Below are 18,354 nucleotides of genomic sequence, written 5' to 3' on the forward strand. Positions count from 1 at the left end.
AACGCCGAGCAAGTCTTCTGCCACACAACATAGACCAACGGCCGCCCCATTCTATAACGTGTTCTACATGACAGATCGGGAATACGACGTGGTGGTGGTCGGGAGCGGCGCTGCCGGCATGACCGCCGCCCTCGCCGCGGCACACCATGGGCTCAGCGCGGTGATCATCGAGAAGGCCGCGCACTACGGCGGATCGACCGCCCGCTCCGGTGGTGGCGTGTGGATCCCCGGCAACAAGGCGCTGCTGGCGTCCGGGCGGCCCGACGACCGCGAGGTCGCGCGCACCTACCTGCACAGCATCATCGGCGAGGTGGTGCCGAAGGAAAGGATCGATACCTACATCGACCGCGGCGCGGAAGCGTTCGACTTCGTGCTCGATCACAGCCCGCTGCAGATGAAGTGGGTGCCCGGCTACTCCGACTACTACCCGGAGGCCCCCGGCGGCAAGGGCGAGGGGCGCTCGTGCGAGCCGAAGCCGTTCAACGCCATGATCCTCGGCGAGGAACGGTTCAAGCTGGAGCCGCCGTACGCCAAGGCGCCACTGAACGTGGCGGTCACGCAGGCCGATTTCGTGCGCCTGAACCTGATCCGTCGCCATCCGAAGGGCATGATGCGGGCCCTGCGGGTCGGCGCGCGCACCTACTGGGCCAAGTTCACCCGCAAGCACCTGATGGTGATGGGTCAGGCCATCATCGCGGCCATGCGCAAGGGCGTCATGGACGCGAAGGTGCCGCTGCTGCTGAACACTCCACTGACCAAGCTCATCGTGGACAACGGGGTGGTCACCGGCGTCGAGGCGCTGCAGGACGGCGAGCCCGTCACCTTCACCGCGCGCTACGGCGTCGTGCTCGGCAGCGGCGGTTTCGAGCACAACGCCGAGATGCGGACGAAATACCAGCGGCAGCCGATCACCACCGAGTGGACCACCGGTGCGGCCGCCAACACCGGCGACGGCATCATCGCGGGCATGGAGGCAGGCGGCGCCGTCGGCTTCATGGAGGACGCCTGGTGGGGGCCGACCGTGTTCAAGGGCGACAGGCCGTGGTTCGCATTGGCCGAGCGCAATCTGCCCGGCACCATCATGGTCAACGCCGACGGCAAGCGATTCGGTAATGAGTCCGCTCCTTACGTCGAGGCTGTGCACACCATGTACGGCGGCGAATACGGGCAGGGTGAAGGTCCCGGCGAGAACATTCCCTCGTGGCTGGTGTTCGACCAGCGCTACCGGAACCGCTACATCTTCGCCGGATTGCAGCCTGGTCTGCGGTTTCCGTCCCGCTGGATGGAAAACGACAACATCGTCAAGGCGGACACACTCGAGGAGCTGGCGGCGAAAATCGGCGTGCCCGCCGACACCCTCGCCGCAACCGTCGCCCGGTTCAACACCTTCGCCGAGCTCGGCAAGGACGAGGACTTCGGCCGCGGCGACAGCCACTACGACCGCTACTACGGCGATCCGACCGTGAAGCCGAACCCGTGCCTGGCCGGGCTGGTGCAGGGCCCCTACTATGCGGCCAAAATCGTGCCCGGCGACCTCGGCACCAAGGGCGGGCTGGTCACCGATACCGCAGGCCGCGTGCTGCGCGAGGACCAGACCGTGATCGAGGGCCTCTACGCCTCCGGCAACTCCAGTGCTCCGGTGATGGGCCACACCTACGCGGGCCCCGGCGCCACCATCGGACCCGCCATCACCTTCGGCTACCTGGCGGTGCTGGATATCGCCGAGCGGAAGAAGCAGCTGTCGAACAAGGCCGCCGCCGAGGCGTAACCGATCGACGCGGCGTCCGTCTCACCGACCGGACGCCCCCTTGCCCGGTCCGATACGGACGCCGCAGGATCGATCCGAGGCCACCGTCACCGCGAGGGACGGACCGGAGGTCGCCTCGGATCGACCCGGCAAGGACGCGTCCGACCGATGGCTGCCTGCACCGGACTGCGGAAGCTGTCCACAAGCACTCACAAGGAGAACTCGATGCCCATCGACCCGCAAATCGCGCTCGGCGCGCAGCTCCCGAGCCGGGAGTTCGCGTGGACGCCGTCCGACGTGCAGCTCTATCAGCTCGGGCTGGGTGCGGGCACCCGCTGGACCGACCCCGCCGAGCTGCGTTATCTCGATGACCGCGGCCCGCAGGTGCTGCCGACCTTCGCGACCGTCGCCGCGACGCTGCACGACACCGAGCCGCCCACAGTGCGGTTCCCCGGCATCGATATCGATCTGGCCAAGGTGGTGCACGGGCATCAGGAGGTCGAGGTGCACCGCCCGATCCCGGCCGCGGGCAAGGCGACCAGCACCGGTCGGATCACCGAACTCTGGGACAAAGGTTCCGCCGCCGTCGTCGTGCAGGAGCAGACGGTCACCGGTTCCGACGGCGAGCCGCTGTGGACCGCGCGCTCGTCCATTTTCGCCAAAGGCGAGGGTGGTTTCGGCGGCGAACGCGGCCCGAGCACCAAGTCGGTGCTGCCCGATCGCACACCGGATTTCGACGTCATCACACCGACGCTGCCGCAGCAGGCGCTGCTGTACCGGATGTGCGGCGACCGCAACCCGCTGCATTCGGACCCCGCATTCGCCCGCGCCGCAGGCTTCCCCAACCCGATCCTGCACGGACTGTGCACCTACGGGATTGTCTGCAAGACCGCCACCGACACCGTGCTCGATTCGGATGCGAGCCGGGTCACCGGATTCCGTGCGCGCTTCGCCGGGGTGCTCTACCCGGGTGAAACCCTGCGCACCCGGATCTGGCGCGAAGGCAACGAGCTGACCATCGCGGCCACCGTGGTCGAACGCGACGATGCCCCCGTGCTCGGCGACGTCACGCTGCGTTTCCTGCCCGCCTGATCAGCCCGCGGCCGTGGCGGATTCGTCTCCGGTGCGGCCGCGACGAGCGGCGAGACCCTGAACTATCAGGGCGTACAACACGATCACCGCGATCGGTGCCGCTATCGGAGCCCAGGCCAGGCGCAGCGGCAGCAGCGCCGCACCGACGGCCGCGGCGGTGAATCCGACGGCGCCGACCACCGAGGGAACCGTCGTCGGGACCACACCGATCGGCGCCGACACCGTCGCGGTGTTCAGCAGGTAGGTGGTGGCGACCAATCCCGTCGCCGCGGCGGCGAGCACACCGGTGTCGGCGGCGGCGAGCACGCCGATCGCCAGCAGCACCGCTGCCACGGCCGCGAGCCGGAACCACCAGCCCGCCGCGACCAGTATCAACGCGGGAATGCCTGCCCATGGCGTCATGAGGGTCACCGATGTCACCAGCAGCGCACCGGACAGGACGGCGAGGAAACGGATCATCGGCGCACCCGAACCGTGCGTCGGTGCTCCGGGATCAGCCGCATGACCTCATCGAGGCGCACACCATCCGGCCACGCCACGATGTCGACGCCGACGGTGCCCATGTCCCGGTACATCGACGTGCGCTCCAGCTGCCACATTCTGGCCAGCGTCGGATCGAGATGATCATGGAAGGGCGTGCCGCGCAGGACATCCACGACGACCACGACGTGCCCGCGCTTGCGCAGATCGATCAGTGCCAGCGCGAACTGGGTGTCGAGCAGGGTGGAGAAGGCGACGACGATCGCGCCGATCGGCACTGCCCCGTGCGGAGCGAGCGTGCCGGTCGTCGGGATGTGCTCGTCGCCGACATCGAGCACAGTGTCGACGATCCGATAGAACTGGCGGCGGCCGATATCGGGCCGCAGCCAGCGCGGTGACTGGCCGAGGCAGACAACCGCCGTGCGGTCACCGGCCTGCAATGTCGACTGCACCACTTGCGCCGCGCCGCGCACCGACAGCTCCAAGGACTCGGTGGCAGGCCCCGGCGCCTGCTGCGAAGTGTCCACGAGGACAACCACATCCGCGGAACGGTTGGTCAGCCGCTCGGTGACGTAGAGCCTGCCGCGGCGCGCACTTACCGGCCAGTTCACGATCCGCAGCTGGTCGCCGGGGGCGTAGGCGCGGATATCGGCGTACTCGACGCCGGGACCGAATTTGCGAGTCAGGTGGGTGCCGAGCCGTTCGGGCAGCTCGGTGCGCGGTAGCCGCATGCGCTGCGGATCGGTGATCGGATAGACGAACAGCTGACCGGCGGGCACCACCGCGGAGGCCACCGACAGTCCCGCCGGGCTGAGCGCGGAAATCCGTACCGACAGCGGATACCGACCCCAACGGTCGGCCGTCAGCGCCATCCGCAGCCCGGCGGGAGCCGTCCCGGAATCATTCGCCTCCTCGACCTCGATCCCGAGCCTTTCCACCGGTTCCGGCTTACAGCGCAGCAATGCGTGTCCGGTCTCGACGTAGGCCGCGACCGTCAGCACCACCTCCTCCGTCTCGAAACACCGCAGCGTCCCACCGCCGTCGACCTGAATCCTGGTCGGCGACTGCTGCCACGATGCGGTGGCGAGCACACCGAGCAGCGGCGCGGCAAACACCACGAGCTGCCAGCGGCCCAATACCACCGCGAGCAGCAGTGCCGAGGCCGCGCACACCGCGAGCATGAACACCAATGGCGCAGGCCGCCACTGTAATTCGACCTCGACGGTCGTGCTCGCGTCGCGATGTCTCATGTCACCGAAGCGCGCGGAACCGGAAGGCGGCGCAACAGCTCGCCGATGACGTCCTCGCCGCGGATCCGGCGCACCCACATCTCCGGGCGCAGCGTGATCCGGTGCGCCATCGCGGGAATCGCCAGCGCTTTCACATCCTCCGGAATCACGTAGTCCCTGCCGAGCAGCAAGGCTCGTGCCCGCGACATCTGCACCAGGTCGAGTTCGGCGCGCGGGCTTGCACCCACCTCCACCTGCGGATGCCCGCGGGTGGCGGTCGCGAGCGCGACGACGTAGCCGACCACATCGGGGTGCACCGTGACGAACTCCACCGACTGCCGCATTTCCAGCAGCCCGTTCGCGTCCACCACCTGCCCCACCGTCGGCGGTGTCGAGCCACGCTCCAGACGGCGGCGGATCATCTGCGTCTCGTCGTGCTCGGAGAGATAACCGAGCCGCAGCTGGATCGCGAACCGGTCCAGCTGCGCTTCCGGCAGCGGGTAGGTGCCCTCGTACTCGATCGGATTGTCGGTCGCGAGCACAACAAAAGGCTGTGGCAGCAAATAGGTTTCGCCATCCATGCTGACCTGGCCCTCGGCCATCGCCTCCAGCAGCGCCGCCTGTGTCTTCGGCGGCGTCCGGTTGATCTCGTCGGCGAGCAGCAGATTGGTGAACACCGGCCCACGCCGGAAAGTGAACCGGCCCGAGGTCATGTCGTAGATGGTCGACCCGAGCAGATCCGCGGGCAACAGGTCCGGCGTGAACTGCACGCGGGTGAATTCCAGCCCGAACGCGGCGGCGAAAGATCTGGCGATGAGCGTTTTGCCGAGACCGGGTAGGTCCTCGATCAGGACATGACCACCGGACAAGACGGCGATCATGATCAGCTGCAACTCGTCCCGCTTGCCGACGATGACCCGGGACAACTCCCGAAGCACCGCCTCGCTGCGCTGGACCGTCGCGTCCATCGGCATCGTCATTTGACTTCCCGCACTTGCCTCAACCCATTCATTCTCTGTAGACGGCAATTAATTGGGCATGATCGGGGCCCTACGCGGTTACACACGCTGCCTCCTCCAGTCCTGACCTCTCATGCCAGAGTTCGATGGGCATGATCGGGGCCCTACGTGGTTACACACGCTGCCTCCTCCGGGCCTGACCTCTCATGCCAGAGTTCGATGGGCATGATCGGGGCCCTACGTGGTTACACACGCTGCCTCCTCCGGACCTGATCCCTCATGCCACGCATTACATCCCCTGTAGCCGACGCAGGATCTCATCCAGCGCCGCCCGCCCAGGTGCGCGAGTCGTCTGATCGCGCAAGGCCGAGTTGGCCGGATCCACCCAGCGCCACAGTTCCGGGCCGAACTGCAGTATTCCGGCGGCCTCAGTCGCCCTGCGGTTCTTCGCGACCCGCAGACCGGTGGACAACTCGAACTCCTTGGCCAGCAGCGGCCGCAAGTGCCGATCCCATTCGGCACGGGTCCCGTCGGCCCGGTCGGCAAGCATCTCCGCCCTGGCGTGCCAGTGGTACAGCATCTCCGCAGGGCCGTTCTCGATGTTGTCGGTGTCGCTGTGGTCGCTGTGGTCGCTGTGTGCAGGCTTGGCGCGCAGCGACCAGATCAGCTGGAAAAGCGCGAGCGCGACCGGGACTCCGGCCAGCATCAGCATGGCTTCGCGCGCCTTGCCGAAGGTGACGAGCTCGATCAGCACGACAACCGCGGCCGCGCCGAGCACGATTCCCATACGATTCATACCCGCACCTCACCTTGCAGATCGGCGAGCACAATGCGCAGCAGCTGTTCGGCTCGCATCCGCTGCCATTCGAGCATCGAGTGCGGGCTGAATCTGGCCTCCTCGAACAGTGCGACCAGTTCCCGTGCGGATGCGTCGTGCAGCGCACCGCGTTCGAAGGCGCGCGCCAGCACCTCCATCGGGGTGTCCGAGGCCAGCGGCGCGGCAGCGCGATCGAAGGACAGGCCGTGCTCCATCGCGACGTAGCAGGCAATGATCGCGGTACGTGGGTCCTGGCCCGGCGCATTCATCGCGGCAAGGCCCATTTCGGCGGCCCGCGCCAGTGAGCCGGCCTCGGTCGGCGCGGCCGGGGCAGGTGGCGGTGCCACCGGAACCGGTCGGTGCCGGACCGCCACCGCGACCACCACCAGGCCGATGATGGCGACGGCGACCAGCACGATAGCCGCGACCGTGGCCAACAGCAGCGCGGTGCCGGTCAGTTGGGAGGCCGGCCCCGACGGGTCGGCGGGTGTGGTGACAACTTGTTCGGTCGGTTCGGCGGAGCCGGTGGGGGGCGGCGGCTGCTCGGCGCCACCTTCACGGCCGACGCCGACGAAGAAGACCGCGGACGCCGCCGCGATCACCAATGAAAGACCTGCCAGCACGGCAAGCACCAGCAAGCCGAACCTGCCGAGCCGTCCCGGCCTGCGGTCGACGACGCGATCCGACACCGGCATGGCGAGCGGAAGCCGATGCTGACTTGCGATTACTCCGGCGATCAGAATGACGATCGAGACGGTGAGCAGCACCGGCGTCAACGCCACCGCGAGCGCCGACGGAATCGATCGGGGCTGCGCGGGCCCCGCCGTGCCCGGGATGTGTCCACGCAATGCGATCGCGGCAAACGCAACCAGCGTGATCAGCACGATCACGCGCAATATCGGCGCTCGCGCCCCGGCCACTTCGTTACCGCCACCTCTGAGTACTGCACAAAACAGCCACATAGTTACATGCCGAGCGGTCCGCGCGAGCGCGAATCGAATACTTAGGACTCCCGCCTCTCAAACTGCACCACCACAGCTCCAGCCCGATCAGCATGCGCTATCACCCCTGTTCGGACCCCATCACAAATGCCGTGGCCCAATCTTGTGGCATCGGCAAACCATCCAAAGGAGAGAAACCGCCGAGCGTAGTGAAATGGTTGCTCTGCCACTGGTCACCAACCACCATTCGACTAACGTCGATGACCACCTCAGCGCAGGACAACGCAACTGCCCGGTCGCGAACCGCTCCGCACGTTCCGCGCTCACCCGAAGCGGGCGCAGGTGTCGATGAAGTACGTCGGACGGGTTACACCACCGCTGTTGCCAGGTTGGGTGGCAATTGGATCGTGGGCAGGTCGGGTTGGGTGAGTTCGCTCAACCGGCTGGCGGTGCGCGAGATATCGGGGAGCGCAACGTCGGCGACCAGATCCGTCAGTGGCACTCGAGCCGACACGGTGAGCTGGAGGTCTGCGTCGTAGAGCACGTCGACCAGGTTCACCAGGCGCATCGCCCAGTCGGGTGGCACATCGCGTAGGCGGGGCACATCGCAGAGGGTCCAGTTCGAAAAGCGTTGGGCCAGTTGGACATAGTCCGCCGACGAGGTCGGCGTGCCGCATAGGGCACAGAAGTCGATGACAATCGATGCACCGTCGACAGCTCGAGCGTGGACGTGCCGAACGTCGATGGCTACCTCGACATCACCCGCCCCGCAGGAGGTGACCCCCGGATGGGACAGGCCTGCTTCGACCTCGCCCGCCGCCGGACGGACCAAGTATCGGCCCGCGACGAATCCGGTTGGTGCGCCCTCGTGCGAGGCGCGGGTGCGGTAGTCGAGCGGGCCGTCGACCGAGACGACATCCAGGTGGGCGACGATACGGTCGATGGTCGGCACGAAGCGGTCGTGGAACAGCGGGTTGGGCAGCAGCTCCTGCGGCGGATAGTTCGACGTCACCACCAGCACGATGTGCCGGGCGAACAGTGCGTCGAGGGTTCGGGCTATCAACATCGCATCACCGATGTCGTGCACATGGAATTCGTCGAAGCAGACCAGGTCGGCGTCACCGAGCAGGGTGTCGATGGCGCGATCGATGGCCCCGGATGCGGCAAGGGTCGTGTGCAACTGGGCGAAGAAAGTGTGGAAATGGAAGCGGCGCTTGCGATTCGATGTGACACTCGCGAAGAACCGGTCCATCAGCATTGTCTTCCCGCGACCGGGCCTGCCGTGCAGGTAGATCCCCCGGTGACGCTTGACCGGGCGGCCGCGCCGATCGACGAGTTCACCGAGTCGAGCGGCAACCCGCAGCTGGTCGGCATTCAATTCGATCGCACTGGTATCCACAACATCCTCCTGATCCTCTACAGTTGTAGAGGATCAGGAGTTGTATCCGCCAGAGAAGGTGACGATGTCCACAACCGACCGACGCGCACTAATAGTCGACGGCGCCATCGATGTGATTGCCACCCGAGGCATCCGAGCCCTCACCCACCGGGCCATCGACACCGCGCTCGACCTGCCCGCCGGATCCGCTTCATACTACTTCCGCACCAAACGCGCACTCATCGAAGCGATCACCGACCGCATCACCAGCCGCTCCCGCACAGACTTCCTCGCCGCCCGGATCGCCGACATCCGTTTCATAGACCCGCAATCCGCCAACGCACAATCCGCCGACGTCCGGTCCGAAGCCGCAGCATCCGCCGCTGCTCCAGCGCAGCACCTCGATGAACAACCCGAGGAGAGTTTCGCGGCGGGAGCCGATCACGCGGGCAGTGTGGAACAGACACGGCTGCACCAGGCAGATGGCGCACAGCCGGACGAGCCAACTCCCACCGCGCAGGGCACACCGCCAATCGACACCGGCGACATCGCCCGCGCTATCGCGACATGGCTCGACCAGCTACTCGCCGACCGCCGCAATCACCTCATCGTCCGGCATGCGCTGCTCATCGATCTGCTGGCCGATCCTGATCTGCATCCCCGGCTGGTGCACAGTCTGTTCTCCGTCGAACGCGCACGAGACCTCTTCCACGCCTTGGGTTTCGCGGACCCCGCGGCGGCTGCAGCCGATTTCGTAGCCGTCATCGAGGGGGCGGTGTTCGATCGCTTCGCAGGAGCCCGCAGTCACCTACCAGCGCGAACACCGGAGAGCGTCGACCAACTCACCGCACTGCTGTCGCGCTACCTCAGCAGTCGACAAGATTCGACATAGCGTCCTGCTGCTCGTTGCGGACGTCTGCGAGCATTCGTGTGCGCGCGAGCTCGGCGGGGACTGCTCCGAATCACAGGAGTCCGAGTGCGGCGCCGAGGAGCTAGTGATTCCAACCGCGTTCGCTGTAGGTGCTTCCAGAGAAATAGGCGCGGATTCCGGCCAGTGGGTAACGGATAAGTGTGTCCTCGGGCAGTGCGTCGAGTGGGAACCAGCGCAGTTCGTAGGACTTGTCCGGTTCGCGATTGACCGGGTCGCCGATCCAGCGCAGCACCTCGAAAAACAGGCCGAGGCGGGCTTCGCGACCGGAGCCGATCACATGGGCGACGTGAAAGAGTCGAAGGTCCGCAGGGTCGATGACGATGCCGACCTCCTCGTGCGCCTCACGCGCCGCCGCGACGGCCACGGACTCACCCGCTTCGAGCTTGCCGGCGGGCAGATGCCACAGGCCGTCGAACTCGTCGTCGCTACGTCGCTTGCTGAGCAACAGCTCACCGTCACGGATGACCAGGATATGAGCGTCGACAAGGTGCCGGTCGGTCATCGAACTCCTCCCAGGGCAGATCGGTCTACCCTGCGGCATGACCGCTACAACCATCAAGGTACCGAAGGCAACCCGCGACAGGCTGCATCGGCCAGCGGCAGCCCACGGGTTGACGCCGGCACAGCAGACCGACAGGCTGATCGACGAAGCTGCGGCGAGACCACGCCCGACAACCGGCGGGTACCGCAGCAGCGGACCACTCACCGCCGAGGAAATCGGTACCGAGCTCGCCCGAGGTTTCGGCGAGTGACGGCGCTCATCGTCGATACCAGGCGACATCCTGGCTGCATTCGATCGGCAGGCATGGCTGGTCGCCGGGATAGCGGCAGACAATATCCCGCATCCCGGCGACGGCCATGCGATCCCGGTCAACGCCGGGATCAGATCAGTTCGCGCTGAGCACCAGACCCGAGGTTGGTACCCCGGTGCCCGCGGTGACCAGGATGTTCTCCAGATCCTGGACCGGGTTGACGGAGGTGCCACGGATTTGGCGGACGGCCTCGGCGATGCCGTTCATGCCGTGGATATAGGCCTCGCCGAGTTGGCCGCCGTGCGTGTTCAGTGGGAGGCGGCCGCCCACTTCGATGGCTCCGTCGGCGATGAAGTCCCTGGCCTCGCCGCGACCGCAGAAGCCGAGTTCCTCCAGTTGCATGAGGACGAACGGGGTGAAGTGGTCGTAGAGGATGGCGGCTTGCATATCGTCGGGGCGTAGCCCGCTCTGCGCCCACAGCTGGGCACCGACAAGGCCCATCTCCGGTAGACCTGTCATGGCGTCGCGGTAGTAGCTGGTCATCACGTATTGGTCGGCACCGGAACCCTGTGCGGCGGCGGCGATTACGGCCGGACGCTGCGGAAGATCGCGGGCGCGTTCGGCACTGGTGACAACGATCGCCACCCCGCCGTCGGACTCCTGACAGCAGTCGAGCAGATGCAGTGGTTCGGCGATCCAACGCGAATTCTGATGCTCTTCCAGCGTGATCGGTTTGCCGTAGAAGAAGGCGTTCGGGTTCACCGCGGCATGCTTGCGGTCGGCGACGGCCACCCGGCCGAAGTCCTCGCTCGTCGCGCCGTACACATGCATGTAGCGGCGGGCGACCATGGCCACCTGGGCGGCCGGTGTGCCCAGCCCCTGCGGATAGGACCAGCCCGCGTCGATGCCCGATGAGGTCGGTGCGGTGGCCAGCGCCGTGGAGAACTGACCGAAGCGCGACACCGAGCGCTCGTTGAACGCCCGATAGGCGACGACGACGTCGGCGACGCCGGTGGCCACCGCCATCGCCGCCTGCTGGATGGTGGCGCACGCCGCGCCACCGCCGTAACCGATGTGGCTGAAGAACTTCAGCTGTGGAATCCCGACGGCACGCGCGACCGCGGCCTGGGTGTTGGTGTCCATGGTGAAGGTCGTCAGGCCGTCGACATCGGCGGGCGTGAGGCCCGCATCGGCGAGCGCCGCGGTCACTGCCTCGGCGGCCAACCGCAGTTCGCTGCGCCCGGAGTCCTTGGAGAAGTCGGTGGCGCCGATCCCGACGATGGCCGCGCGGCCCGAGATACCTTGCTCAGTCATTCGAACCCCGATAGGAGATAACGGCTTTCGCCGTAATATGGTCGCCGAGGCTGTCCTTGCCGACGATGTCGATGTGGACCTCGTCGCCTGCCACCTCGGTCACCGTGCCGGAAAGGGTCAGGGTGTCACCGGAATACAGCGGAACACCCAGCCGCAGCGCAATCGACTTCACGATGGCGCGCGGACCGGCCCAATCGGTGACGAAGCGCTGCACCAGCCCGGTGTCGGTGAGGATATTGACGAAAATGTCCTTGGAACCGCGGGCTATCGCCTTGTCCCTGTCGTGGTGGACATCCTGAAAATCCCTGGTGGCCAGGGCCGTGCTGACCACAAAGGTCGGGTCGGCCTCGATGACCAGCTCCGGCAGCACGGTGCCTACCTGCACGGCGGTCATGCACACACCCGCCAGACCGGCAGCACGGCCTCGTCGTCGAGCTTGTCGAACTCGACCTCGACCGGCATCCCGATCTTCACTTCGGCCGGGTCGATGCCGCGCAGTTCACCGAGCATGCGCACGCCTTCCTCCAATTCGACGAGCGCCACAACGAACGGCAGCTGCCGACCGGGCACTTTCGGAGCGTGATGCACGACGTAGCTGAATACCTCGCCGCGTCCCGAGGCCACCACATAGTCGGTCTGCTCGGACTTGTCTTTCCAGATCGCCGGGATCGGCGGGTGTCGCAGCGTGCCGTCGGGCAGCTGCTGGATGCGCAGCTCGCCTGCTTTGGTGCCTTCCCAGAAGAACTCGGTGTCCCAGGAGACCAGCGGCTTGACGCGGGCCCCCTCGGGTTCTTTCGGTGCGGCGCCGGTGCCGGGCGCGAACTTCAACAGCCGGAAGAGCATCTCGGCGACGACCTCGTCGCCGACCTGCCAGCTGGTCTGGAAGGTGACGAACCAGCCCTCCCCCAGCGCGGTCCGCTTGGGGCCGCGAATCTCGGCAAGCCTGCTCGTCACCGAAACCTGCTCACCGACGGTGAGATACCGGTGGTAGGTCTGCTGGCAGTCGGTGGCGACCACCGAGGTGTAGCCCGCGCCGTCGAGCAGTTCGGTGACCTTGGCCATCGGATCGTCGTCCGGGCGCGAACCGTTGAGCCCGAACATCGTCCACACCTGGGCCATGGCAGGCGGTGCGACAGCGCCGGGGAAACCTGCGGCCCGTGCGGCTTCTTCGTCGACGTAGATGGGATTGGCATCCCCGAGCGCCTCGACCCAGTTATTGATCATCGGCTGGTTCACCGGGTCACGCCCAGGACGTGGCGCGCAGTCCCCGGCCGCGATGATGTGCTCGGCGGCGGCGGTAATCGCTTCCGGAGTCATGGTTTCCGGCACGCGCGGCTCCTTTGGTTGTTCACTATCGCGGTACTCGCGGCAACTGCAGCCCGGACGAGGCGACCAGCTCGCGCATCACCTCGTTGACGCCACCGCCGAAGGTCACCACCAGGTTCTGTTTGGTTCTGCGGTCCAGCCAGGTCAACAATTCGGCGGTAGCCGGATCGGCGGGATCGCCGTAGCGGCCGATGATTTCCTCGGCGAGCCGGCCCGCCTCTTGCAGCGATTCGGTGGAGAACACCTTGGTCGCCGACGCATCGGCGATCACCGTGGCCTGGTCACCGTCGACGGTGGCTGCCACCTGCCAGTTCAGCAGCTCGTTCAGCCGGACCATGGCGTGGATACGGCCGAGCGAACGGCGCACGTCGGCCTCGGCGAGCACACCGCGCGGCTGCGCCCAGTCGCGCACCTTGTCGTAGAGCTGCTCGATCTTGCCCGACGGGCCGAGGCTCACCCGCTCATGGTTGAGCTGGGTGGTGATCAGCTTCCACCCTCGGTTCTCCGCGCCGACCAGCATGTTCGCCGGGACGTGGACATTGTCGAAGTAGGTGGCGTTGGTGTGGTGGGCGCCGTCGCAGGTGATGATCGGGGTCCAGGAATAACCGGGGTCGGTGGTGTCGACGATCAGGATCGTGATGCCGCGGTGCCGCGACTCGACCGATCCGGTCCGACACGCCAGCCAGACGAAGTCGGCTTCGTGCGCACCGGTGGTGAAGATCTTCTGCCCGTTGACGATCCAGTCGCCGGACTCGTCGCGCACGGCACTGGTCCGCAGCGAGGCCAGGTCGGTGCCCGCTTCGGGTTCGGAGTAACCGATCGCGAAATGGATATCGCCGGAGAGGATTCCGGGTAGGAACTTGGCCTTCTGCTCGTCGGTGCCGAACTGTTGCAGCGTCGGCCCGACGGTCAACAGTGTCACCAGCGGCAGCGGCACATCGGCGCGGACCGCTTCATTGAAGAAGATCTGCTGCTCCATCGGACCGAAGCCCTGGCCACCGTATTCCTTGGGCCAGCCGACACCGAGCCAACCGTCCGCGCCCATCCGGCGCACCACCGCGCGGTAGGCGTCGCCGTGTCGGTTGACCGCCATCTCGGCTTCCTCTTCGGGAGTCACGAGATCGGCGAAGTACGAACGCAATTCATCGCGCAGCTTGCGCTGCTCCGCGGTCAGGTCGATGAACATCTGGCCCCCAATCGATCGAGTCGGAACGATTCGCCGCCGAGCCAGCGCGCGATGTCCTTGGCCTGCGAGTAGTAGCGGTGCATCGGGTGGGTGATGTCGACGCCGAGGCCACCGTGCAGGTGATGACACTTCTGCATGGCTGCGGGCAATTCCGACGCCACGGTGTAGGCCAGGACATCGAGATCGTCGTCGATCCGCTCCTGGTGTGCCTGGCCGGGATCATCGTGCGCCAGCGCCCAGTTCGCCGATACGGCGGCGGCGTGCAGGGTGCGCGAGACGACATACAGATCGGCGATCTGCTGCGCCACCGCCTGGAATTCGGCAAGCGGTCTGTTGAACTGTCTGCGCGTGCGGACATGTTCGGCGGTCAAGACGAGCGCGCCCTTCAGCAGCCCGTCCGCGATGGAGCCGATCGACGCGACCGCGAGCCGGTGCAGCTGTGCGACGCCGCCGGGCAGCAGCCGCTCGGCCGGAATCTCGACATTGTCCAGGCGCACACTGCACTCGGGAATGCCGCCGGACACCGGTGACGGTGTGAGCGTGATGCCCTCGGCATCCGATTCGACAAGCGCGATACCGGAATTGGTGGGAATCAGCAGCCAGCGCGCAAGGTCTGCGTAGGGCACCGCCACCTTGTGGCCGGTAATGCGCACCGAACCGCCCTCGGTGACCGCCGTGGTTTCCGGCTTGACCACAAACGGGTTGGCCGGCTCGCTCAACGCCGCGGTGAGCACGGCGCCCTTGGCCACCTCGGGGAACACCTGCTCGGCAACGCTCTCGGGCAACGCGTCCAGCAGCGCAAGCAGCCCGAAACCGAGCGTCGAGACGGCGGGCACCGCCACCGCGTCGGTGGCCAGTTCGGTCAGCAGCACCGCTACTTCCGGCAGGCCCATGCCATCACCGCCGAAGCGCTCCGGCAAGGCGACCGACAGCAATCCGCTGTCGACGAGCTTCGGCCACAGCTCGATATCGCGTGCCGGTTCATGCTCCAGCAAACTCACGACGACCTCGGCCACGGCGTCCTGGCCCTCGTCCCTGGTGAAGTCCACGCTTTTCTCCCAGTTGACTTGTCGACTAGCTGTCCGTGTCGCGGGGTAGTCCGAGGATCCGCTCACCAGCCACGGTCAGCAAAATCTGCTCGGTTCCCCCAGCGATCGACAAACAGCGTGTGAGCAGGAACTCTTTTGCCACTTCCGAGTCCTGCGCACCGATAGCACCTGCCGTCTCCACGGCGAATTCGGCGACCGCCTGGCGATGGCGGACACCGACGAGTTTGCGCACGCTGCTCTGCGCACCGGGATCGCCACCCGCCAGCATCCGCACTGCGGCGCGCTGCTCGAGCAATAGTCCAGCGATCGCGTCGGCGACGAAGCCGCCGAGCCGATCGTTCAGCAGCTCTGCCCCGGGTCCGGTCGCGGGCAGCTTGGCGATGAGCTCCTCGAGCACCGGCCCGATTCCGTTGCCGCCCATGGCGACCCGCTCGGTCGACAGGGTGGAGCGGGCGATCTTCCAGCCGTTGTTCAGCGCGCCGACCAGACCGTCGTCGGGAACGAAGACATCATCGAGGAATACCTCACTGAAGCGCGCCTCACCGGTGATCTGCACGAGCGGGCGCACCTCGAGTCCCGCGCTGTGCATATCGACGACGAAGTAGCTGATGCCACGATGCTTGGGCAGTTCGGCGTCGGTGCGGGCCAGGCAGATCGCCCAGTTTGCCTTGTCGCCCAACGATGTCCACACCTTCTGGCCGCGCAGCACCCAGCCGCCGTCGACCTTCTTGGCGGTGGTGCGCAGGGCGGCCAGATCCGAACCGGCTCCCGGTTCGCTGAAGAGCTGACACCAGACGACCTCACCGCGCAGCGTCGGCCACGCGAAGCGTTCGATCTGCTCCGGTGTGCCGTGCTGCAGCAGGGTGGGCACCGCCCAGCCGCCGATCGCCAGGTCCGGCGATTCCAGCCCGGCGCGGCGCAGTTCCTCCGAAATCACCAGCCCCGTCATCGGATCCGCGCCACGACCATAGGGCGCGGGCCAGTGTGGCATGACGAGCCCGGCCTCGACCATGGCGTCGCGTCGCTGCTCGGCGGGCAGCGCGGCGATACGGGCCACCTCGGCGGCCAGTTCGTTTGTGCTCGCGTCGTCGACGGCGACACCGTCGACAGTGTTCAATTTGCTGTCTTCGTGGTCACGCTCCGCTACCGCCTCCGGGTCCGTCGCTCGCGCCGCGGCGAAAACCCGGTCCGCTCCGGTGGTGCGGCGGCGGCCCGCGCGGGTCAACTCGGTCACTCGGGCCCGCCAGCGGGCCGAACCACCGAGCAGTTGCCGCAGGGCGATCGCACGGCGCAGATAGAAGTGCGCGTCGTGCTCCCAGGTGAATCCGATGCCACCGAGCACCTGGATGCAGTCCTTCGCGGTCTCGACCGCGGCATCGAGGGAAATGGTCGCGGCAATCGCGGCCGCGATCGGCAGCTCGGCCCCGCCTTCGTCCACCGCGGCAGCGGCGTCGGCCGCGACGGCACGGATCAGCTCGGCCCGGCACAGCATCCAGGCGCAAATATGTTTGACCGCTTGGAAAGACCCGATCCGACGGCCGAATTGCTCACGCACCTTGGCGTATTCGACCGCGGTCTCCAAACACCAACCGGCCAGGCCGGCAAGCTCGGCGGCAACCAGCACCACCACGAGATCCTCGACCGGGTGCGGCGAGGCGAACACGCGCTCGGCGGGCACCCGCACCTCGGCGCAGTGCACCTTGGCCAGTGGGGTGCTGGGGTCCAACGGCGGCAGCGCTTCGACCCGCAGACCGTCGGCATCCGCCGGAATCAGGCACCAGCGCTGCCCATTCGGGGTTTGCACCGGCAGCAGCACCGCGGTTTCGGGCGCCGCGCCGAGCACCGAATCCCAGACACCGGTGAGCAGTAGCTCATCGGATGCGGCCGGTACGCTCACTGCGGATTCGACAATGAAGTCGAGCGCGACACCGCACGGCAGGTCCTCATCGATGGCGCCCTCGGTAACCAGATTCGCCAATGCCGTTGCCAGCACCGGTCCACCCACCAGATCATGCGCTGCTTGTTCGATAAGAACGGCGAGGTCGGCGACCGAGCCGCCCGCGCCGCCCGCATCCTCGGCGACCGCGACCCGGAAGATTCCGAGGTCCGCGAGCGCGGGCCAGTACGCGCGCCAGAAGTTCGTGGCGTCGTCGCGCATTGTTGCAATTGGATGCACCGATCCGGCCCATCCACGCATCGACTCCTGAACGGCTTTATGCTCGTCAGTGGTGGCGATGGTCACACTCCGTACCGCCTCTCCGGCGTGACTCCCACACCTAGAACATGTTCTAATATCCTAGCTGGGCGGAAGTCAAGAGACGAACTCGCCTTGTGGGTCGAAAGCGCACGCCAACGACCTAAAAGCAAGCCGATGGAACGACGTTTCCGGAAAGGACTCTCATCAATGGCCAGTCCCTCCCGATCCCAGCCTGCCGACTCGAGCCCGGCGGCGCGAGCGACGGCCACGGAGGCGGTAGCGGAGCGTGACCACGCAGGGGCCCGCGAACGCCGCCAATCGAATGCAGCACCGCCTACCGCGACGGTCACCACGCTCAGTGAGGACGAGCTGAGTTCGGCCGCACAGCGGGAACGCCGGAAGCGAATTCTGGATGCGACCCTGGCGCTGGCTTCCAAGGGCGGCTACGACGCGGTGCAGATGCGCGCGGTGGCCGAACGCGCCGATGTCGCCGTCGGGACGCTGTATCGCTATTTCCCCTCCAAGGTGCATCTGCTCGTCTCCGCGCTGTCGCGGGAATTCGAGCAGATCGAGGGCAAACGAAAGCCGCTGGCCGGACAGTCGCCGCGCGAACGCATGCATCTGCTGCTCACCCAGATCACCAGGATGATGCAGCGCGACCCGCTGCTCACCGAGGCCATGACCAGAGCCTTTATGTTCGCCGACGCGTCGGCGGCCGCCGAGGTCGACCGGGTCGGCAAGGTGATGGATCGGGTGTTCGCACGTGCCATGAACGACGGCGAGCCCACCGAACACCAGCTGGCGATTGCGCGGGTCATCAGCGACGTGTGGCTTTCCAACCTGGTGGCCTGGCTGACCAGGCGCGCCTCGGCGACCGATGTCACCGAGCGCCTGGAATTGACGGTCGATCTCCTGCTGGGCGAGAACCGCAAGTAACGGCGGGGCCCGCACCCGGA

General features: G+C 66.7%; 18 protein-coding genes. 5 read left to right on the forward strand and 13 right to left on the reverse strand.

What is annotated here, in order from left to right; translation table 11 throughout:
* Positions 1-67 precede the first annotated feature (67 nt).
* Both kstD and ACLMAL_RS29870 read left to right on the forward strand, forming a co-directional pair.
* Positions 68-1,768, forward strand: coding sequence for a 3-oxosteroid 1-dehydrogenase (kstD, locus tag ACLMAL_RS29865; protein ID WP_412002137.1), 1,701 nt, complete (start codon positions 68-70; stop codon positions 1,766-1,768).
* Positions 1,769-1,972: 204 nt separating this feature from the next.
* Entirely contained in the window at positions 1,973-2,839 is an 867-nt protein-coding gene (locus ACLMAL_RS29870; protein ID WP_412002138.1) for a MaoC/PaaZ C-terminal domain-containing protein, read from the forward strand.
* On the opposite strand, the gene ACLMAL_RS29875 is transcribed toward ACLMAL_RS29870, so the two are convergent.
* The 6 genes from ACLMAL_RS29875 to zapE all read right to left on the reverse strand — a co-directional run bounded on the left by ACLMAL_RS29875 (position 2,840) and on the right by zapE (position 8,664).
* Positions 2,840-3,298 (reverse strand): hypothetical protein, encoded by a 459-nt coding sequence (locus tag ACLMAL_RS29875; RefSeq protein WP_406235739.1) that lies wholly within the window; start codon positions 3,296-3,298, stop codon positions 2,840-2,842.
* Positions 3,295-4,569 (reverse strand): DUF58 domain-containing protein, encoded by a 1,275-nt coding sequence (locus ACLMAL_RS29880; protein WP_412002139.1) that lies wholly within the window; start codon positions 4,567-4,569, stop codon positions 3,295-3,297. Before ACLMAL_RS29880 ends, ACLMAL_RS29875 begins: the two co-directional genes overlap by 4 nt.
* Positions 4,566-5,528: a MoxR family ATPase gene (locus ACLMAL_RS29885; protein WP_328408597.1), complete on the reverse strand. Its 963-nt coding sequence runs from the start codon at positions 5,526-5,528 to the stop codon at positions 4,566-4,568. The genes ACLMAL_RS29880 and ACLMAL_RS29885 overlap by 4 nt, the downstream gene beginning before the upstream one ends.
* Positions 5,529-5,796: 268 nt before the next feature.
* A complete protein-coding gene (locus ACLMAL_RS29890) occupies positions 5,797-6,303 on the reverse strand; it encodes a hypothetical protein (protein WP_412002140.1) in 507 nt (168 codons plus the stop codon).
* Positions 6,300-7,244, reverse strand: coding sequence for a DUF4129 domain-containing protein (locus tag ACLMAL_RS29895; protein WP_412002141.1), 945 nt, complete (start codon positions 7,242-7,244; stop codon positions 6,300-6,302). Before ACLMAL_RS29895 ends, ACLMAL_RS29890 begins: the two co-directional genes overlap by 4 nt.
* Positions 7,245-7,632: 388 nt before the next feature.
* Entirely contained in the window at positions 7,633-8,664 is a 1,032-nt protein-coding gene (zapE, locus tag ACLMAL_RS29900) for a cell division protein ZapE (RefSeq protein WP_412002142.1), read from the reverse strand.
* Positions 8,665-8,728: 64 nt separating this feature from the next.
* On the opposite strand from zapE, the gene ACLMAL_RS29905 reads away from it, so the two are divergent.
* Complete coding sequence (locus ACLMAL_RS29905; RefSeq protein WP_412002143.1) at positions 8,729-9,535, forward strand: TetR/AcrR family transcriptional regulator; 807 nt, start codon at positions 8,729-8,731, stop codon at positions 9,533-9,535.
* 100 nt (positions 9,536-9,635) lie between these two features.
* Here the strand turns inward: ACLMAL_RS29905 and ACLMAL_RS29910 are convergent, their stop codons facing one another.
* Entirely contained in the window at positions 9,636-10,076 is a 441-nt protein-coding gene (locus ACLMAL_RS29910) for an NUDIX hydrolase (protein WP_328408584.1), read from the reverse strand.
* A 37-nt stretch (positions 10,077-10,113) separates the two neighbouring features.
* Between ACLMAL_RS29910 and ACLMAL_RS29915 the strand changes: the two genes are divergently transcribed.
* Positions 10,114-10,326 carry a hypothetical protein gene (locus ACLMAL_RS29915; protein WP_412002144.1) on the forward strand — a complete coding sequence of 71 codons (213 nt, stop codon included), beginning with the start codon at positions 10,114-10,116 and terminating at the stop codon, positions 10,324-10,326.
* Positions 10,327-10,461: 135 nt separating this feature from the next.
* Here the strand turns inward: ACLMAL_RS29915 and ACLMAL_RS29920 are convergent, their stop codons facing one another.
* The 6 genes from ACLMAL_RS29920 to ACLMAL_RS29945 are packed head-to-tail and all read right to left on the reverse strand — an operon-like array spanning position 10,462 to position 17,443.
* Positions 10,462-11,640, reverse strand: a complete 1,179-nt coding sequence (locus ACLMAL_RS29920) for a lipid-transfer protein (RefSeq protein ID WP_406235720.1) — start codon at positions 11,638-11,640, stop codon at positions 10,462-10,464.
* The gene (locus tag ACLMAL_RS29925; protein ID WP_328408578.1) at positions 11,633-12,034 is read right to left on the reverse strand and encodes a MaoC family dehydratase; all 402 of its coding nucleotides are present in this window, start codon (positions 12,032-12,034) and stop codon (positions 11,633-11,635) included. Before ACLMAL_RS29925 ends, ACLMAL_RS29920 begins: the two co-directional genes overlap by 8 nt.
* Positions 12,031-12,957 carry a bifunctional MaoC family dehydratase N-terminal/OB-fold nucleic acid binding domain-containing protein gene (locus tag ACLMAL_RS29930; RefSeq protein WP_328412674.1) on the reverse strand — a complete coding sequence of 309 codons (927 nt, stop codon included), beginning with the start codon at positions 12,955-12,957 and terminating at the stop codon, positions 12,031-12,033. The genes ACLMAL_RS29925 and ACLMAL_RS29930 overlap by 4 nt, the downstream gene beginning before the upstream one ends.
* Before the next feature lie 34 nt (positions 12,958-12,991).
* Positions 12,992-14,152 (reverse strand): acyl-CoA dehydrogenase family protein, encoded by a 1,161-nt coding sequence (locus ACLMAL_RS29935; protein ID WP_406235718.1) that lies wholly within the window; start codon positions 14,150-14,152, stop codon positions 12,992-12,994.
* A complete protein-coding gene (locus ACLMAL_RS29940; protein ID WP_412002145.1) occupies positions 14,137-15,201 on the reverse strand; it encodes an acyl-CoA dehydrogenase family protein in 1,065 nt (354 codons plus the stop codon). The genes ACLMAL_RS29935 and ACLMAL_RS29940 overlap by 16 nt, the downstream gene beginning before the upstream one ends.
* 25 nt (positions 15,202-15,226) lie before the next feature.
* Positions 15,227-17,443, reverse strand: a complete 2,217-nt coding sequence (locus ACLMAL_RS29945; protein ID WP_412002146.1) for an acyl-CoA dehydrogenase — start codon at positions 17,441-17,443, stop codon at positions 15,227-15,229.
* A gap of 162 nt (positions 17,444-17,605) precedes the next feature.
* On the opposite strand from ACLMAL_RS29945, the gene kstR reads away from it, so the two are divergent.
* Positions 17,606-18,334: a cholesterol catabolism transcriptional regulator KstR gene (gene kstR / locus ACLMAL_RS29950; RefSeq protein ID WP_406235713.1), complete on the forward strand. Its 729-nt coding sequence runs from the start codon at positions 17,606-17,608 to the stop codon at positions 18,332-18,334.
* The last annotated feature ends 20 nt before the right edge of the window (positions 18,335-18,354 follow it).

It is taken from the genome of Nocardia sp. CWNU-33, assembly GCF_046764895.1.
Classification (GTDB): Bacteria; Actinomycetota; Actinomycetes; order Mycobacteriales; family Mycobacteriaceae; genus Nocardia.

Excerpts from the sequence above, each read along its gene's own strand:
- kstD (WP_412002137.1), top strand. The coding sequence starts at position 68 with ATGACAGATCGGGAATACGACGTGGTGGTGGTCGGGAGCGGCGCTGCC.
- ACLMAL_RS29870 (WP_412002138.1), top strand. The coding sequence starts at position 1,973 with ATGCCCATCGACCCGCAAATCGCGCTCGGCGCGCAGCTCCCGAGCCGG.
- ACLMAL_RS29875 (WP_406235739.1), bottom strand. The coding sequence starts at position 3,298 with ATGATCCGTTTCCTCGCCGTCCTGTCCGGTGCGCTGCTGGTGACATCG.
- ACLMAL_RS29880 (WP_412002139.1), bottom strand. The coding sequence starts at position 4,569 with ATGAGACATCGCGACGCGAGCACGACCGTCGAGGTCGAATTACAGTGG.
- ACLMAL_RS29885 (WP_328408597.1), bottom strand. The coding sequence starts at position 5,528 with ATGACGATGCCGATGGACGCGACGGTCCAGCGCAGCGAGGCGGTGCTT.
- ACLMAL_RS29890 (WP_412002140.1), bottom strand. The coding sequence starts at position 6,303 with ATGAATCGTATGGGAATCGTGCTCGGCGCGGCCGCGGTTGTCGTGCTG.
- ACLMAL_RS29905 (WP_412002143.1), top strand. The coding sequence starts at position 8,729 with ATGTCCACAACCGACCGACGCGCACTAATAGTCGACGGCGCCATCGAT.
- ACLMAL_RS29910 (WP_328408584.1), bottom strand. The coding sequence starts at position 10,076 with ATGACCGACCGGCACCTTGTCGACGCTCATATCCTGGTCATCCGTGAC.
- ACLMAL_RS29915 (WP_412002144.1), top strand. The coding sequence starts at position 10,114 with ATGACCGCTACAACCATCAAGGTACCGAAGGCAACCCGCGACAGGCTG.
- ACLMAL_RS29920 (WP_406235720.1), bottom strand. The coding sequence starts at position 11,640 with ATGACTGAGCAAGGTATCTCGGGCCGCGCGGCCATCGTCGGGATCGGC.
- ACLMAL_RS29925 (WP_328408578.1), bottom strand. The coding sequence starts at position 12,034 with ATGACCGCCGTGCAGGTAGGCACCGTGCTGCCGGAGCTGGTCATCGAG.
- ACLMAL_RS29930 (WP_328412674.1), bottom strand. The coding sequence starts at position 12,957 with ATGACTCCGGAAGCGATTACCGCCGCCGCCGAGCACATCATCGCGGCC.
- ACLMAL_RS29935 (WP_406235718.1), bottom strand. The coding sequence starts at position 14,152 with ATGTTCATCGACCTGACCGCGGAGCAGCGCAAGCTGCGCGATGAATTG.
- kstR (WP_406235713.1), top strand. The coding sequence starts at position 17,606 with ATGGCCAGTCCCTCCCGATCCCAGCCTGCCGACTCGAGCCCGGCGGCG.